We start from the raw sequence: 18,155 nt of genomic DNA, 5'->3' as shown, positions 1-18,155 counted from the left end.
AAGAAGTAAGAAGTAAGAAGTAAGAAGTAAGAAGTAAGAAGTAAGAAGTAAGAAGGAAGAATGAAGAAAGTACATGAGTCTATAGCTCAATACCTTATGATTTTTGTTTTGATTTGTTTGCGCAGCATTCTTTAGGAAACCGTATTTTGTCATATATAAATAGAATAACAGTAGGGGATAGAGAATTTACAAGTCTAAATTTTTCTGTAGAAGTATTTAATGACTCTATAAAAAAATCAAAAGTCAAACCAAGTTTGAAACTATGTTGGTAAAATTAAACTTACTAATTAATCCGTGTATCCGTGGCATAATTACTGTGTGCTTATTAGTCTTATCAAATGTTTAACTTTTTGACAGAAGTTAAGAGTCAAAATTGAAATCAAGTTTGAAACTATTACTCAGAATTAAACCTACTAATCAATCCGTGTATCCGTGGGATAATCCGTGTGTGCTTATTGTTCTTTTAAATGTTGAACTGCTTGACATAAATTAAGAGTTAAAATTAAAATTAAGTCAGAAATTATTAGTCAAAATTAAACCTACTAATTAATCCGTGTATCCGTGCCCAAATCCGTGTGTGCCGTGCCATCATCCTTTTGTGCCAATTTATCTAAAGAAAAGTATGCTTCTTGAAAAATTTGACCATAAGTTTCGGTCATTTCTGCAAAAGTATTTAACGACTCCAATACATATTTAGCATTATTCGCAAATCTCTGACGTAACTCTTCATCTATCAATAAAGACATCAAAACATTTGCTAATTCTTCTGGATTTTCTGGAGTATAGAACAAACCGTTAATATTTGGTTTTACTTGTTCAACTATGCCAAATACTGGGGTAGTAACTATTGGTAAATTATAAGCCATTGCTTCTAATATTACTCTGGGAAAACTCTCGATGCGGGAAGTACAAACAAATATATCTGCTGCTTGATAATATTTTGCTGTGTCAGGAGTTTCTCCTACTATTTCTACTTTTTGCTGAACTTCTTCTGGTAAATTTTTGACAAGTTCGTGTAACTTTAAGCTGTAAAGATTTGGGCGGTCGCCTACTATAAAACATTTTATTTTCTCTATTTCTTTTTCTGGGATAAATGATAAAGCTTTTACTAAGTCCTGTTGACCTTTCCTTTCACAAACAGTACCTAATAATAGAATAACTATTTCATCTTTTTTTACTTCTAAAGCTGACCTTGCTTCTTGTTTAGACCATTTACCACTAGCTTTTTTTAATAAGTCTAAATCTAATCCATTATGAACGACGGTAAAATTGTGATTACTATTTAAAGGGAGGTATTTATTTCGAGTAGCATCAGAAACAAAAATTATCCGATAAGGATAACGGAAACATTCTAATGCTCTGGTAGCTATCTCTGTTCCGAAACGATTAAAATATGTTTGCCAAGGTTGACTTTCATGTACATTCCAGACACTAGGAATGTTTAACATTTGAGCTACATCTACCATAAAAAAGTTTTCCAAAGTATTGATATACATCACATCAATATTTAGAGATTTTATTTCTTGAGCAAAGGTGCTTAAAGCTGCGTCATAAGGATCTCTTTGATAAATATGTTCTAGGGGATTATCTTTAACAATGACTTGAATATTTTGTTGTTGATAGATTTCTCTCAACTCCCCATCATTTACAGAAAATATTATTGGTTCGACAATTCCATCTTTAGCTAACTTTATGGCAATTTCTAATTGATGAAGTGGAGCGCCAGTTAGGTCTAAAGAATTACTACACATCAATAATTTAATTCTGTGATTAGTAGGGAACAGGGAACAGGGAACAGGGAACAGGGAGTCAATTACTTGAGTATTTATTTCTGATTCGTTCTGAGAATTACCAACTTTTGCCTGAGTGTTTATTTCTATGGTCTGAGTATTTATTTCTGATTCGTTCTGAGAATTACCAACTTTTGCATGAGTATCTATTTCTGATTCATTTAGAGAATTTGCCTCTAGGGTTTGAGGATTTAATTCTGAATCTTTCTCTGATTCTTGCTGAGAATTACCAACTTTTGCATGAGTATCTATTTCTGATTCATTTAGAGAATTTGCCTCTAGGGTTTGAGGATTTAATTCTGAATCTTTCTCTGATTCTTGCTGAGAGTTATCGACTTTTGCTTGGGCATTTATTTCTGATTCATTAGGAGAATTTTCCTCTAGGTTATAAGTATTTAATTTTGACTCTTGCTCAGAATTATCGACTTTTACCTGAGTATTTAATTCTATTTTTTTATGATAATTATTGACTTTTGCCTGAGAATTTTCCTCTAGGTTATGAGTATTTAATTTTGACTCTTGCTCAGAATTATCGACTTTTGCTTGAGTATCTATTTCTGATTCATTAGGAGAATTTGCCTCTAGGGTTTGAGGATTTAATTCTGAATCTTTCTCTGATTCTTGCTGAGAGTTATCGACTTTTGCTTGGGCATTTATTTCTGATTTATTTAGATAATTTGCCTCTACGGTTTGAGGATTTAATTCTGGTTCATTAGGAAAATTTACCTCTATAGTCTGACTATTTAATTCCGACTCTTTTTCAGAATTATCAACTTTTGCCTGACTATTTATTTTTACTCCTTTATCAGAAGCATCTAGCTTCCTCCTTCCAACTTCTTCCTTCCAACTTCCTCCTTCCAACTTCCTCTTTCCAACTGCAGAAAAACTTCTTCCTTCTTCCTTCTTGCTTCTTCCTTCTTCCTTCATAAAATACTTCCTCGGTTGAATTTGAAACAACTCATTTTCTAGAGAAAAATGAGGACTATAAAATTCATCTATCATCCGAGAATATTTCCGACGATAATTTGCCTCTTCTTGAGGATTATCAGAATAACCACGACTCGTTCCTTCCTTATGAATTAACTCAGCATCCGGACAATAAACTGAACGGTAACCTAAAGAAAAACTCCGATTAAAAGACAGAAATAAAAGTCGATAACCATAGTCAGCATCATTATAAGCAACGGCAAAATTTTCCTCATCAAATCCACCATTATCTAAAAATAATTGCCGAGGAGTTAACATACAAGCTGCCGTTACTGCCGAATAATTTCTTGATACTGAAGCTTGAGAAAGATAACCCCTATTTTCACTATGTAATAATTTAAAAGCATGACCTGCTAAACCATGATGTAAACCATGAATTACTCCTGCGTGTTGAATTCTTTTATCGGGATAAATTAATTTAGCTCCGACTGCTCCGACTCCAGGAATTTTTGCATACCCCATCATTTGACTTAACCAGTTAGAAGAAATAACTTCCGTGTCATTATTTAGAAAGAGAATATATTCAGTTTTTGCCTTCTCAACAGCACGATTATTTATCGCAGCAAAATTGAACTTTCCGTCAGTATTAGCAATTGGCAAAACCGACACTTTTGACTCACCCAAAAATAAATTTTTCAAACTTGCCAAATACTCTAAACTTTCAGAATCATCACTTTCATTATCAATCACAAAAACTTGATAATTCTGATAGGTTGTCTGGCGCAAAGACTCTATACAAGCTTTCAATAATTTAGCTTGATTTTTAGTTGGAATAATAATTGTCACCGAGTCACCTTCGTCGGGAAAAGTTGGTTTAAAAATTCCTAACTTTTCTCGTATTGCCCAATCTGGTTGAGCAACTTTTCCTGCTATACCTCGACGAATTAAACTTTCTTGAACAGCTTTTTCACCTGCTAGAAAACTTTTCGGTTTTTCTCCTCCAGAAATAGCAGTCGAACCAGGAGAAGTTCGCCAATGATATAACACTAAAGGTAGATGTCCAACGTGACGAGAAATTTCCGTTGCTCTTAAAGCAAAATCATAATCTTGAGAACCTTCAAAACCAATTCTTAAACCTCCAACTTTGTCAAAAATTTCCTTTCTAACTACACAGAGATGACCCATATACATATAGGAAAGTAACAACTCTGGAGAATAATCTGGTTTAAATTGAGGGTCGAATCTTTTGCCTTCCGTACTAATTTTATCGTCGTCCGAATAAAGAAAATCTGTCTCTGGATTTTGACTTATATATAGAGCAACTTCTCCTAAAGCATCCGGAGTAAGTTCATCATCATTATCCAAAAAGAGAATAAAATCTCCCGTGGCAAGTTCCGCAGCAGAATTAGTCGCAGCACTAATATTTCCATTTTCCGAACGGAATATAAGTTTAATCCTAGAGTCGGTCTGAGCTATTTCTGTCAAAATTTCTCGAATGTCTCGATTACTACTACAGTCGTCGGCTATGCAAAACTCCCAATTTTGGTATACTTGGTTTTGTACACTGGCTATTCCCTTGCGTAAAAATTCTATGGGAGGGTCATAAACTGGCATAACCACAGAAATTTTCGGCAAAGGAGTCGGACAACTTGACAAACGGGACATTAAATATTGACGGGAGCGATCGCCCCACTTATTTACTGCTAACCAAGCATCATAAACATCTATGGTTTCTGGGAGGACAAACCCAGGAGGTGGTAATAATTCTCCTTCTTGTTTTTGTTGCTGTCTATATATTGTTAATATTTGTCTGGCAATACTGGGTAATTCTGAGGGTAGAGGTAAGATGCGACCTAATCTTTGTTTTCTTTCGGCAGTCCGTTTCCGAATAGCTTTGGCAAATTTAGATAACTCTTGAAATTTATCCTGAGATTTTTCCCAAAAACTATAACGTTTTAGTTTTAAAATTTCTGGGCAAGGGAAACCTACTATTTCCCCACTTTCTAAATATGCTTCTAAACTAACTTCCCATTTTCCCGACGGAACTTCCACAGTTACTTCAAACCCACTATGCTCACTGCCCACCCAGTCTGGAAAAACTTCCCCCACATCTTTCCGACGCAAACCATAAGCGCAGTCTACAGAAATATCCCCACATTGAAGAACTAATTTGGTAATTTTCTGTTCTGGATGGCAACACCAACCAGCAAATAAAATTATCCCCTCCCGTTGTTGCCAGTTTGTCGGAGCATCAAAATTTGCTTCGACAGTAGATACTGATATAGGATAACTTGCAAATTTCTGCCACTTACCTTTTTGATCCTCCGCTTCCAGAATTAATTGATAATTTCCTGGGGAAAGTTGTACAGATATTTGGAAACCAGAATTTTCTAAGGTCGAAATATCATTTGACTCATTACTTCCAACTTCATCAAAACTTCTGACTTCTGACTTCTGACTTCTAACTTCATATTGTTCTGCAACATCTGGTCGTGGAATGCCATAGTTACCAAGAAAAATTTCTTTTCCTACTCTGCCACGAATATTTTGGATATTGAAAGTTTCGTGGAAACACCAACCTACTATTTCTATTTGGGAGTTAGAAATTTTCCAATTAATAGGAGAGTCGATAGAAAAAATGAAGCGCGGTTGTAAATTTCTCAGTCTCTTTTTTAATTTCCCTTTCAAACTAAACCACTTTTCTCGGAGTTTCCAAAACTTAGAAGATTTCATGGCAGAAATTTCTGCTCTAAGTATTTCTGTTTCATAGTGTTGGGCGTTTAATTCAGTTTGAGTTTGTTCGAGAGTAGTTTGAGTTTCTCCTAATTCTGTTTCTAACAGTTGAATTTTGTTTTGAGATTCTGATGATTTTACCTGAGTAGCATCTAATAACCCTTGAGTTTTTCCTAATTCTGTTTCTAACAGTTGAATTTTGTTTTGAGATTCTGATAATTTTACCTGAGTAGCATCTAATAACCCTTGAGTTTTTCCTAATTCTGTTTCTAACAGTTGAATTTTATTCTGAGACTCTTGTAATTTCAGGATATTACCATTAAGTTGTAGTTGAGTCTGACCTAACTCTGTTTCTAATATTTCGATTTTTTCCTGAGATTCTCCTAACTTAATTTTCTTTCTCTCAAGTTGAATTTGAGTTTGCCCGAAGTCTGTTTCTACTCCTAATAATTTTGTCTGATATTCAGTGAATTTAATCTGAGTACCTTCTAGTTGAACTTGAGTTTTTCCTAAGTCCGTTTCTAAACTCAATATTTTAGCTAAAGCTTCTTGAAACCTAGTTTTTGAGTTATCAAGTTGTGCCTGAGTTTGCCCGAAGTCTACTTCTAATCTAATAATTTTCTCTTGAGACTCTTGTAATTTTGTTTGATTATTTTCTAGTTGAGATTGAGTTTGCCCTAATTTTCTTTCTAACGTAACTACTTTAGTTTGAGATGCTTGTAAATTTTTGCCTTTACCTTCGAGTTGAACTTGGGTTTTACCTAATTCTATTTCCAGTAATTCTAGCTTTTTACTAGACTCTTGAAGCTTGACTGACCTAATGTCAAGTTGTTGCTGGGTTTTACCTAATTCTGTTTCTAAATTCTCTACTTTCTGTTGTGCTTCTCGAAATATTTCTTGCCATCTTTCTACATCTGTTTCTAAACTATTAATTTGTTTTTCTAAACTTCGATTATTTAACCAATCTCGAAATTCCCATAATTCTGATTGACTTTCAACTTCTGACTCATCAATTCTAAATTCTTCATCAAAAATTCTGACTCCTGAGGAATAAATTTTGTATTCTTCACTTCCACCTATACCAATTTTTTCTAATTGCTGATAAACCTCTAATGTTTCTGGAAAATATTTTTCTATGAGGTTAGGTTTGGTAGTTTCATTAATCTTATTTACTAACAATGATTCGTCAAAATTTCCAGGAGGAGGCGCTGCCAAATCTATTTCAAATTTTTCATTAACTGCCTGAATAAAGCTTTCAGGATTTTTGCCAATACTATCAACTTTATCTATTAAACATTGTGCTGAAAATTGTTGATAAAAATCTAAGAGTCTCTGATTATAATCCAACCACATTTTTACAGCTATTTCTGGTTGTTCCAATAACTTTTTATCAGTACCTCGCCGATAAAGAGAATCTACTACTTCCCAAGGAGAACGATAAACAAAAATAAACTTAGCATCAGGCAATAACTCTAGCCAAAAGTTTAAAAATAATGTAGTCCTGGGGTCTTTCCATCCCCAGATTTTGTTCTTTTTATCATTATCTTCTTGACGATTTTTTATCAGTCTTTTTGCTGCTTTTAAATATTGCTTTTTAACTGGAATTTCTTTGATTTCTAAATTACTACCTAGGTCGTCTATATGTTGCGATCGCAATATTCCTTTATGGAGTTCTACAAATTCAATATCTTCAAAATGTCCCCTAATATTTCCATATTCAGGTCCGACTAATTTTTCTCCAATATTTACTCCTACGCTTTGAAATAAGGAGGCGGTTAATGAGGTTCCCGAACGGTGCATCCCTGTAATAATAAAAACTTTTGGTTTCATGTAATTTTTCTCCTTAATGTTAATTAGCTATCAGCTTTTATCAGCTTTGGTTAAAATATCTTTTCTCTTCGGGAATGCTCGACAAAAGCTAACTTTAAAAAAAATTTTTGCTGACCTCTGAGTGTTTTTTCAAGCAAAATTTGCAAAATTCCAAGATACTAATACTTCCTGTTCTGGTGGTAAAGCAATTCTGTCAGTAATTAAAATTTTTAATCTGACAATTACTTCTCCTGAATATTCAGGAATTTCTATTTCTATCACTGCATAGTTAGTTTTGCCAAATATATTTTTATTGTTTAAGGGAAGATTTTGTTGTACGATAGTTTCTCCATTTTTGCTCTTAATAATTTCAATTTCACAGGCAATAGAATAAGTACCTATAGGTTCAATTTGTGGATAAACTCGAAATCGTTTTTGACCTTCTATTTGAAATTTCATCTCAGTCTGATGCTGATACCTATCAGAGAAAATATTCTCTGGTAAATTTCCAGTTTTTTCACGATCAGGCAAAGGTAATTTTTCTAGTTCTGTTATTACTTGCTTGTTGCTTTGAGCCTCAGACAATATTTTCTCCGACAAATTTTCACCTTCTTTCTTATCAGATATAGGAATTTTTTCTACTTCTATATTTTTTCCTATCATTTCTTCCTTTACATTTCCAACATCTTCATTCTTGCCAAAATTCTTAACTTCTAACTTCTGACTTCCGACTTCTGACTTCAGAAAAACTTCTTCCTTCTTCCTTCTTCCTTCTTCCTTCCTACTTAAAGGTTGAGCAACTAAACTTCCAGAAATTGGCTTTTGTAAAATATATAAGTCTTGCCCATTTGCCAAATTACTTTGAGGAAATCTTTTAATGTGTTTAAACATAGAAAATATTTCCTGATAAGCTGCAGGTGTATGAACTGCTGCAATAGTATGTTGACCTTGACCGTCTGTTTCTCCTTCATGGTCAAGATATAAAAATAATCCCTCTTCACCAATACTATACATTTCTGCTTGATGAGCATTTCCACTACGAAAAATATCATAAATTATCGGGAAAAATTGAGGTCCGTGAAGAGTCATAAATAATATTCCACCAGGGCGCAAAACTCGATAAATATCCCACGCCCAAAGATGTTGTAAATCTAAACTTAGATGAGTAAATACTGATATAGCATTAATTAAGTCAAACTGATTATTTTCAAAAGGTAATGGTGGTTGAATATCGTTATGTTTGACCGTGGCAAACTTAATATTTTCTTGACACCATTCAGCACATTCGGCAAAAACGTCGCAACCAAATAATTTTTGATTTGGCAAAAGTTCAGGTTCAAACGCCATGAAATAACGTCCTACCCCACAGCCAAAATCTAATATATTCTCGAATTGATTAAAATTAAATCCTGCTGTTTGAAGATAATTTTTTACTGTATATTTAAGGTCATCAAATGAACTAATAAAAGCTTTTGCACTAGGGTTGCCACTTATTCTTAGTAACAGATGACTTGGTGGTAGTAATGCAATGTTATTAACAGGAGAAATATTAACTACTCGCTCTAAATGAAAATTATTAATAATTTTAACTAGAATAATCTCATCTGATGATAAATTTTGACTATTAATAGTACATGACCATTTATATCTTTGGGCTTGAGTTTCATATTTTGGGAAACAGCTTTCTATTTCTTTTCCATTGGCTAAAACTGATATTTTTTCTACCTTTTCTTCTGGATTAATATCTGCTGCCCATCCCTCTAAATAAATATCTCCTGTAGGTGTCATTTTAATTTTTTGGCAACCTCCATCAGGATGAGAATGAAAGTTTAATAATTTAGCTGTTTGTTCCTCAAATTCTTCTTTCTGACTTCCAACTTCTGAATTTATAGATAAATCTTCCTTTATAACTTCTTCCTTTGAGTTGATAAATACTTCTTCCTCCTTCTTTTTTACTCCTTCTTCCTTCTGAGTTCCAACTTCTGAATTTATAGATAAATCTTCCTTTATAACTTCTTCCTTTGAGTTGATAAATACTTCTTCCTCCTTCCTCCTTCCTTCTTCCTTCCAAATAATATATAAGTCATGGTATCCACAAAGACCTCTTTTAATTCGATGCCATTTTGCCTTTCCCTGAGTCACTTTTTGAATAACTTTCCCTACCCATTTATTTCCAACATAAGTAACTCCATAATCTTCAGTTTTCAGAAAAAGACTTTCACTTTCTGGAGTAAAATAAATTTCTTCTGCTTCTACATCTGTCTCTATAGTCATTAAAGATAGATCGTGGGTACTGAAAATTAATATGCCTTTTTCAGTCAAACAACTATATAATTTTTCTAACCAACCAGCAAAAGTTTTTTGAGGAGTGTGACTAAAAAAAGAACAAGCAAAAATACAGTCAAATTTTTGATTGATTTGATAATCTTCAGGAGAATTAGTTGAAACTATCCCGTCAAAACCAAACTCTTGTTTTTGAAATTTTACTGCTTCAGGATAAATATCCGAAACCCATATTTTATTAGTTGGTATTTCCTGAAGTAAAAATCTACTAAAACGCCCATAACCACTAGCAAAATCTAGAAAAGAGGAGATATTTTCAAAGCCATCAAAATACCATTCTATAATTTGTTTAACTGCATCTAAGATTCTTTTGCCATTAGAAAAATATCGTAGTAATGCTTCATCTTTCCTACCGTCTGTATTTTTCAAAGCATAGAGATACATTTCATCTTGTGGATGAATTATCTCGTTTATTTTTTCAGGTTTTCTAGTTTGGTCTTGAATAAATGTATCTATAATTAATTTATTATTACTCTCTATTTTTTCAACATTCATATTTTTATATTTTAATTTGCTTCAATATTTTTTATCAAACATGAAATAGGTAGCACTAGGCAGAAAAGTAAATAAGTAATACCATTTTACGCTAAACTCCAAATTGTTTTTCTTTCAATTTCGTAACTAAACTGACTACAATTCTTAATTTTATACCCCACATTCCGTAGATAAATTTGTAGTATCAAAATTGTCATGAAAAGAAGTTTTTCGATAGATATTTATACTCTATAAATTATCTTTATTTAACTTTCTCACTCGTCAAATTATCAGGAAAATATTAAGCATCAATAATTACTTAATTGTTAACTACTATGAGTTTATCCTAAATTCTGACTCCTGTTTGCGGAAGATGACCTAGGAAATTCTGACTCCTAGCCTTCTGCTACTTTTGTTGTGCGGAATGTAGGTTCTACCATAATGAATCAAGTTTATAAGTATCTCAAATTATATTAGTTATTTGTAACATTATTTGAGCTAATTAGTATAAGAGAAGTAAATTTTTTTCCTTTTCCTTTTTAAAACTCCTAGCCTCTAATTATATCCTGTTTGCGGAGGATGACCTAGGAAATTCTGACTCCTAGCCTTCTGCTACTTTTGTTGTGCGGAATGTAGTTTCTACCATAATGAATCAAGTTTATAAGTATTTCAAATTATATTAGTTATTTGTAACATTATTTGAGAAAATTAGTATAAGAGAAGTAAAATTGTTTCCTTTTCCTTTTCAAAATTCCTAGCCTCTAATTACTAAAGTATATGTCAATACTTTTAAACTGATCTTCCTTGTTCCTTCTTGCTAATTTTCAGGGAATGGCAAAAAAATAAATTATCCAATTTTTGAACTAGAGCTGGAAAGTTTCAGTGTCTAATTTCCCTACTCCCTACTCCCTACTCCCTACTCCCTAAATATATTCAATTTCTGCCTGCTTATTCACAGTCCCCTGTTTAATTTTTAAATTAGGTTCTATTAAAAAGTCAACGACACCTGTACCGCATGAATCACTATAATGTTGCACTCTAAACATAGCAATGTCAATGCAACGAGATAAATAGGTCAGATGATCGTCTGCCATTCCAACAACTCCAGCATTTAAAAAATATACACCAGGATTTAGTAAACATTTGAACTTAAATTTAACTATAACTTTTTGTTGTGCTGCAATATATTCTACTGATTTAGTAGAACCATGTAAAGATGCTCCTCCTAACTCAAAACCACTGAGAGTTTTTATTAACATTCCAAACCTAACTTTGGATGTAGGATTAATAAATTTTACTCTGTATGTATAGTAATATTCCCGGCGACTAATTAAATGATTTACTCTTTTACCATCCAAAGTAATAATATGGGGGTCAATAATTTCTGCTCCCTTGTCAGGATAATGTATAGTATTTGAAGGTATCATCTCTGGGTCATAAATTTCTTCATATTCTGTTGATTCTGCAATCCGATCTTTACTTTTATTTTCACTATTTTGTTGAGATTGAGATGTTGACTCATCTGTTTCTTTATCATCAAATAAATCCTGAATACTTAAATTAGGAATTTGACGAATTTCCTCTCTTATTGAGGGGATTTTATCAGGGAAAGCATAGATTAATTTCTGATATTTAGAAACTACATATTTAGGAGTATGATAAAGTAACATTTCGCCATGATCCATCAAAATTGCTGAATCACAAAGCTGTACAACTGTTGATGCAGCATGAGAGACAAATAAGATTGTACCTCCTCTTTCTTGAATGTCTTGAATACGAGCAAAACATTTTCTTTGAAATGCTTCATCTCCTACTGAAAGTGCTTCATCAACCACTAAAATATCTGGATATACACTGGTAGCTACAGCAAATCCTAACCTAACAAACATTCCACTAGAATAAGTTTTTACAGGTTGGTCAATAAAATCGCCAATATCGGCAAAACTAGCAATTTGGTCAAATTTTGCTTCTATTTCTGATGTTTTTAATCCTAATAATTGACCGTTAAAAAAAACGTTTTGTCTTCCTGTAAATTCTGGATTAAATCCACTGCCAAGTTCTAGTAGTGCAGAAATTCTCCCTTTAACTTTTACTTTTCCTGTTGTTGGTGTTAAGGTACCCACAATTATTTGTAAAAGGGTACTTTTTCCTGAACCATTCCTTCCTACAATTCCTAAAGTATGCCCTCTTTCTATTTCTATATTTATATTTTGTACTGCCCAGAATTCATCAGCACGACTTTTTCCAGGTAATAAAATTTCCTTTAAACGGTCTACAGGATGTCTATACCGTTTAAAACATTTAGAAACATTTTGTAGTGAAATTACAGTTTCAGGAATCATAGATTTTATAGGAAAATATGAAAATATTCAGATATAATATAGCTGGACATAGCATTTTTATCTGGGATGTGGAAACCAAGTATTATTAAAAAGGTATAGAGGGAATAGTAAATAAGGGAAAACAGCATTAATATAGTGACAAATACAAGGATTATTGGGTGCTGAATCAAAGGTTTTTTTTGATTTAAAAAAAATCTATTATATCTAGATTTACATCTCATTTAAAAACACTATAGCATTTATAAAATCAATTTAATGGGGTAAAAAAGTTGTGAGTTTGAGGAAATACCAGAGATTGGAAAATATCAAAAATGTTGTACAAAATTAATTACACATCTATACAAGCTGAATTCTTTGCCTTCTTAAAGAGCGCAGAGAATTAGAATAGGTAAATAATTTTGCTTAGGTACTTAATCTCTATCATTTCCCCCTTCTTCCTTCTTCCTTTTTCCCTCTTCCTTCTCATAAAACATCGGCAAAAGCAGGACGTAATTTTTGATAAACCCACAAACCAAAATAAAATATTATTACAGACATTAAAGCAGCAATTCCTAATTCTCCCCAGTGTTTAATTTCTCCTACTAAAACTAGGTCACGATATACTTCGGCGATCGCTGTTAAAGGATTACACCAAAACACCCAAATTCTCCAATTTTCTGGAATTACAGATGCAGGATATACTATTGGTGTAACGTAAAACCAAAGATTAATAATTACTCCTAAAGTCTGTGGAATATCTCGTAAAAATACTGTTAATCCAGCAGTAAAATATCCTAAACCTGCTGTTAATAAAAGCTGAGGTATAAACACTACAGGTAATAACCATAATGTTTGATTTATCGCCCCAGATGATATATAAAACATTCCTGTTAAAGCTATTAATCCAAATGTACTTTCTATAAATGTTGAAAGAATCGGAACTAAGGGTAATAAACTGAGGGGAAAGACTACTTTTTTAACTAAATTGGGCTGTCTAATTACACATCCAGAAGCTTGAGTCAATCCATTAGTAAAAGCCAACCAAGGTATTAATCCTGCAAATAACCATAATCCAAAGGTTAACTTACTATCTTCTGGTAATCCTTTTAGGTCTAGCTTAACTTTAAGAATAATTGAGAAGACGTAGGTATAAATTAAAAGTTGGGATAGCTGATTGAGTAGTGGCCATAAATTGCCAAGAATTGAGCCTTTATATCTAGCTTCCAAATCTCTTCGTACTAATGTGAATAGCAGGTTTAGGTTAACTAACCAATGAGTATTTACCACGGTTAGCCAACTACTAACCCTGCTAGTTTTGCGGACAATACCTTTCATAGTCCTACTTATTTCCGTTTTTCTCCTCTACACCACACTCAAGCAAAGTTGCTTGATGTTAAATGTATATAATGTACTCTTTCCCTCCACTATGCAAGAAAAAATTAGTAAGTCAAAAGTCAAAAGTCAAAAGTTAACATTTAAAAACAAGATTATTTAGTCTGAAAACTATTACTTACAAGCTTTTCAGGCAATTATTTCACAGGATTGGGGTTAAACTATTTTTGGTACTATTGGGACTTAAGGGACTTCCAAATAAAACAATATACAATTACCCTGAATTTAGGGAATAGGGAATAGGGAGTAGGAAGTAGGGAAATTAGGCAGCGAAACAAACAGGTCTAGTTCAAATAATTGGATAATTTATTTATTTTTTGTTCTTTCCTTAGACAAAATAGTGCCCGAAAATAGACTTAAATATAGACAGGCAAAAACTTTTACTTCAAAAAGGTATAAATACTTAATTGCCAATAGTTATAGCCTTTTTTATGGGATTGACGTAATTCCCTGATTATAGACTGACGTTTCCTGCGAAATGCTGCGCAAACAGCCATTTTTTCTCCTAGAAAATGTCTGAGTATAACTATTTAAGTGAATTTATATGAGTATCCAAAATAATACTATTATCCAGGTATCTAGGAATATCACTTTTTTCCTGTTAGATATTTACTGAAAAGCAATCGGGAGTTATAATCGCAATTATTTAGTTCAGTAAGGGTTCTATTGCTTGCTCAATTGCTTTTAATTGCTCCGTATCATAGCCCCAACGTTTGAGAAAGTCTGTGTAATTTCCCTGGCCAGTAGTTGTAGCTTGATATAATTCCAGAATATTGTCTGATAAGCCTGGTATATTTACACTTTTTATTAGTTTCGTGGTTCGCGAGCGCACTTTTTTCGATTCATTGGCTGTCTCCTCATCTTGATTTTGCTGATGGTGGACTACCATTGCCGAACACATGGCCAGATTTTTTACTAACAGTTCTACCACTATTTCTGGAGCTGATTCTAAGGCTCTAAATATTGATGGTGATGGATTATCTGCTAAAGGTCTAGAATCTGTAAGATAACTAACGAAAAATCCTCTAGCACCATTTTTACTCTTGACTAAATTGCCAATTAATGGTTCGATTTCAGCTTCCGATAGCTGGCCTGTTTCCATCTCAGACATTATTTCTTGAGTCAGGGCGATCGCTTCTTCAAATGTTATATTTTCTGCTACTGATAATAATGAGGTCATAAGTTTAGGATAATTATTAAATAGACTCTTTGTATGATAATAAGGATGTTAGCTCTAATTTTCCAGTTATGGCCATAATTTCTTCTAAAAAACAACCACCAGAAAGGCCAGATGATGACATTTTCTTAGCCTCCGAAAAAAAAACTAGATATAAAACAAAAAAATCCAAATCTCAAACTGAAACAGCAGAAGTAGAAGCTCTATTAGAAGCAGAGGCAAATTTTGAAGAAAAAAGTAGTAATCAAAATGAAGAAAAAATCCGACCTCAAAGATTAGATGAATATATCGGACAGAAAGACCTGAAAGAAGTATTGAATATTGCGATTTCGGCAGCTAAATCTAGAAAAGAATCTCTAGACCATTTACTATTATATGGTCCTCCTGGGTTGGGCAAAACTACTATGTCTCTGATATTGGCTGCAGAAATGGAGGTTAATTGTAAAATTACTACTGCACCTGCCATTGAAAAACCTAGAGATATAGTTGGTTTGCTAGTAGGTTTACAAAAAGGGGATATTTTGTTTATAGATGAAATTCATCGCCTTTCTAAAATGACAGAAGAAATTTTATATCCGGCGATGGAAGATTTTCGACTAGATATTACAGTCGGTCAAGGTAAGACATCTAAGACTAGAAGTATCCCTCTAAAACCTTTTACTCTAGTAGGAGCAACTACTAGGGTCGGTTCTTTGACTTCTCCTCTGCGCGATCGCTTCGGAATTATTCAGAGGTTACGGTTTTATGAGGTTGATGAACTGAGTTTAATTATTATCCGAGCAGCAAAACTTTTAAATACGGATATTACGGAGGATGGTGCTGAGGAGGTTGCCCGTCGTTCCAGGGGTACGCCTCGAATTGCTAATCGTTTACTGCGGAGGGTGAGAGATTATTCAGAGGTGAAAAAGTTGACTCCGATAAATGCTGAGGTTGCAGGGGAAGCTTTGGAGTTGTTTAATGTCGATCCTCTAGGTTTAGATTGGACAGACCGTAATTTATTGAGGACGATGATTGAGAATTATAATGGTGGACCTGCTGGTTTGGAGACTATGGCGGCAGCGACCGGGGAAGATGCTCAAACTATTGAGGAGGTTTATGAGCCATATTTGATGCAGATTGGGTTTATGCAGCGTACTCCTCGTGGGAGAGTTGTGACTTCGGCAGGTTGGAGGCATTTGGGTTTTAGTCCGCCCGATGAGCAGTTAAGTTTGAAGTTGTAGGAAAATAATAGCAGTCAGGAGACAGGAGGAATGGGTATGGGTATGGGTATGGGTATGGGTATGGGTATGGGTATGGGTATGGGTATGGGAGTGAGAAGGCAGTCGGAAGAATTTAATGAGTGATTTTTCAGCCAATAGTCAACCCAAAATCCTCACTTTATACAGCTCTTGATTAAGGAAAACCTTCTACTTTTTCAAGACTTAAAAAAGCTCAAGCCATGATTAATATTAATGCTTTTAGATTTAATCAGCCAGTCCTAATATAGAGAAACAAGGTGAAAAAATACTAGGCTAGCGACAAGTTGAAAAAGTAGGGGTGAATGGTTATTCGCCCTTACAGGGTTTCAGTTATGACGACTGGTTTATCAATCTGAAAAGCTCTGTAATGGAGACATACAGAACTTTCCGCTCTTATGAGATATACCCTCTAGATTTATGATATTAAACTATAGCTATATAACACTTATTTTATACCTACTGAAAAATCTTATGTTTGTAGGATATACAAAGCACAGTTATTAAAGCTAGGAAAAAAAACAAAAATTCAGGATTTGCAGATAACGTCAATATTGCTGCTGCTAACTGAACAATTTCTATGACAATGGAAGAAATTTTAAGTTTTTTCATTTTTTCATTTTTTTTATTTGTGTGAGTACAATGCAATAGGAATCAGCTTTTTTATTTGTGTGAGTAGAATGCAATAGTAATGAGCTCACAATATCTCCATAAATTCGGTAAATACCACCTAATTAGAGTAATATCAGAAAAGCAATTGCAGTGATGATTGCGTTAAAGTATTTAGTCTGCTATTTATAAAATAAAAGAGCGATATTGTGGATTTATTAGACAATTAGTTGCTTGATTTGCTAAGTTTCATCCGAAAAGTTTCAACGATCGCGAAACAGAAACAAATTGAAGATAATTAGTATAATACTTGATTTTTTAAAGAGGAGAATATGGAGCAGGAAACCTTAAATAAAATCCTCAATTCCAGCCAAAATATTCAGGAGGAAATGAGGGATACTCGTGAAAAAATGTTAGAGCTTTTTCAACTTCAAGGAAATATTGATGGAAGGGAAAAATTATGGCAAGCTCGATTAGATTTTACTGTTAGAGTTTTGTCTCATCTGAGAAAAATTAGTCAGGAAGTTGTACTTTCTCAATTAATAGATGGAAATATGCCACACTTTCGGGAAGCATACAAAGATAGTGATTTGACTGACTCAGATATAGTTAAAATTGAGGCTATAAATATGAGCATTCTTACAGTTGCTTTAACTAAATTGGCAGAACAATAAGTAGAAGCTGAACTGAAAAAAATGATGGAGATAAAGTAGGATAAAATAATGATTTATTTGCCTGATGGAGACAAGATTTTAAGAAAGCTATCAGTGGGATTAGTTCAGACTAACTATGCAATGGAAAAAGATGGTTTTCTGAAATATCCTTATTCTAAAAAATTACAGAGAGCGATAAATTATCTGAGTTTTTTATATTTAATGAATGGTGTATAAATACCAATAGGAATAGGCGAAATAATAGAGAAAGCAAAAACTATTCCTCTTGGTGAATGGCAGCTTAATTTATCGGATTATGAATATGACAATGAATTATTGCTTGATGAAGAGGGAGTACCTAGAGAATTATGTGAGGAGTTCGCAGCAGAGGATCTAGATTATAATAATCCAGATAGTTTCCAAAGCAGGATTTTTAAATCAATTAAAGACTTAGCTGAAAATAGCCAAAATCCAGATATTATCTATACTTAAATTAGGAAATTTTTGGTGAAATACCCTTTGTAAACTCAAGATGAAAGGAGTGATATATTAATTGATGTAAATGTTAAATCTAATATTTTCAAATAACTTGTACTAGATGAAGTTTACCAAGATAAAATTCCTAGTGCATATTCTGTTAACGGGACTTTAGCAAATTTCAAGCCCAAACAAATCCCAAACTCTCTTTATGA

General features: G+C 33.3%; 9 protein-coding genes. 4 read left to right on the top strand and 5 right to left on the bottom strand.

Annotated features, from left to right (window positions below; translation table 11 throughout):
* Nucleotides 1-542: 542 nt before the first annotated feature.
* The 5 genes from ACP6PK_RS23280 to ACP6PK_RS23260 all read right to left on the bottom strand — a co-directional run bounded on the left by ACP6PK_RS23280 (nucleotide 543) and on the right by ACP6PK_RS23260 (nucleotide 14,969).
* Nucleotides 543-7,280 carry a glycosyltransferase gene (locus ACP6PK_RS23280; RefSeq protein ID WP_426563093.1) on the bottom strand — a complete coding sequence of 2,246 codons (6,738 nt, stop codon included), beginning with the start codon at nucleotides 7,278-7,280 and terminating at the stop codon, nucleotides 543-545.
* 129 nt (nucleotides 7,281-7,409) lie between these two features.
* Nucleotides 7,410-10,097, bottom strand: coding sequence for a methyltransferase (locus tag ACP6PK_RS23275; RefSeq protein ID WP_426563091.1), 2,688 nt, complete (start codon nucleotides 10,095-10,097; stop codon nucleotides 7,410-7,412).
* A 902-nt stretch (nucleotides 10,098-10,999) separates the two neighbouring features.
* Nucleotides 11,000-12,415, bottom strand: coding sequence for an ABC transporter ATP-binding protein (locus ACP6PK_RS23270; protein ID WP_426563096.1), 1,416 nt, complete (start codon nucleotides 12,413-12,415; stop codon nucleotides 11,000-11,002).
* Nucleotides 12,416-12,880: 465 nt separating this feature from the next.
* Complete coding sequence (locus ACP6PK_RS23265) at nucleotides 12,881-13,732, bottom strand: ABC transporter permease (RefSeq protein ID WP_426563089.1); 852 nt, start codon at nucleotides 13,730-13,732, stop codon at nucleotides 12,881-12,883.
* 703 nt (nucleotides 13,733-14,435) lie between these two features.
* A complete protein-coding gene (locus ACP6PK_RS23260; RefSeq protein WP_426563087.1) occupies nucleotides 14,436-14,969 on the bottom strand; it encodes a hypothetical protein in 534 nt (177 codons plus the stop codon).
* 68 nt (nucleotides 14,970-15,037) lie between these two features.
* Here ACP6PK_RS23260 and ruvB point away from each other — a divergent pair, with 68 nt between their 5' ends.
* The 4 genes from ruvB (at nucleotide 15,038) to ACP6PK_RS23240 (ending at nucleotide 17,955) form a co-directional block, all read left to right on the top strand.
* Nucleotides 15,038-16,186, top strand: coding sequence for a Holliday junction branch migration DNA helicase RuvB (gene ruvB, locus ACP6PK_RS23255; RefSeq protein WP_426563094.1), 1,149 nt, complete (start codon nucleotides 15,038-15,040; stop codon nucleotides 16,184-16,186).
* 1,013 nt (nucleotides 16,187-17,199) lie between these two features.
* Nucleotides 17,200-17,484, top strand: coding sequence for a hypothetical protein (locus ACP6PK_RS23250; protein WP_426563085.1), 285 nt, complete (start codon nucleotides 17,200-17,202; stop codon nucleotides 17,482-17,484).
* 48 nt (nucleotides 17,485-17,532) lie between these two features.
* Nucleotides 17,533-17,700: a hypothetical protein gene (locus tag ACP6PK_RS23245; RefSeq protein WP_426563083.1), complete on the top strand. Its 168-nt coding sequence runs from the start codon at nucleotides 17,533-17,535 to the stop codon at nucleotides 17,698-17,700.
* 99 nt (nucleotides 17,701-17,799) lie between these two features.
* On the top strand, nucleotides 17,800-17,955 hold the full coding sequence (locus ACP6PK_RS23240) for a hypothetical protein (protein WP_426563081.1): 156 nt from the start codon (nucleotides 17,800-17,802) through the stop codon (nucleotides 17,953-17,955).
* Nucleotides 17,956-18,155: the final 200 nt, after the last annotated feature.

This window comes from Dapis hubbardiae BLCC-M172 (assembly GCF_050016015.1).
Classification (GTDB): domain Bacteria; phylum Cyanobacteriota; class Cyanobacteriia; order Cyanobacteriales; family Microcoleaceae; genus Trichodesmium.
The sequence above is the reverse complement of the archived record's forward strand: the minus strand, read 5'-3'. Positions and strand labels throughout refer to the sequence as shown.

What these genes read in the sequence shown, in the direction of transcription:
- ACP6PK_RS23280 (WP_426563093.1), bottom strand. Translation starts at nt 7,280, where the DNA reads ATGAAACCAAAAGTTTTTATTATTACAGGGATGCACCGTTCGGGAACC.
- ACP6PK_RS23275 (WP_426563091.1), bottom strand. Translation starts at nt 10,097, where the DNA reads ATGAATGTTGAAAAAATAGAGAGTAATAATAAATTAATTATAGATACA.
- ACP6PK_RS23265 (WP_426563089.1), bottom strand. Translation starts at nt 13,732, where the DNA reads ATGAAAGGTATTGTCCGCAAAACTAGCAGGGTTAGTAGTTGGCTAACC.
- ACP6PK_RS23260 (WP_426563087.1), bottom strand. Translation starts at nt 14,969, where the DNA reads ATGACCTCATTATTATCAGTAGCAGAAAATATAACATTTGAAGAAGCG.
- ruvB (WP_426563094.1), top strand. Translation starts at nt 15,038, where the DNA reads ATGGCCATAATTTCTTCTAAAAAACAACCACCAGAAAGGCCAGATGAT.
- ACP6PK_RS23250 (WP_426563085.1), top strand. Translation starts at nt 17,200, where the DNA reads ATGAGGGATACTCGTGAAAAAATGTTAGAGCTTTTTCAACTTCAAGGA.
- ACP6PK_RS23245 (WP_426563083.1), top strand. Translation starts at nt 17,533, where the DNA reads ATGATTTATTTGCCTGATGGAGACAAGATTTTAAGAAAGCTATCAGTG.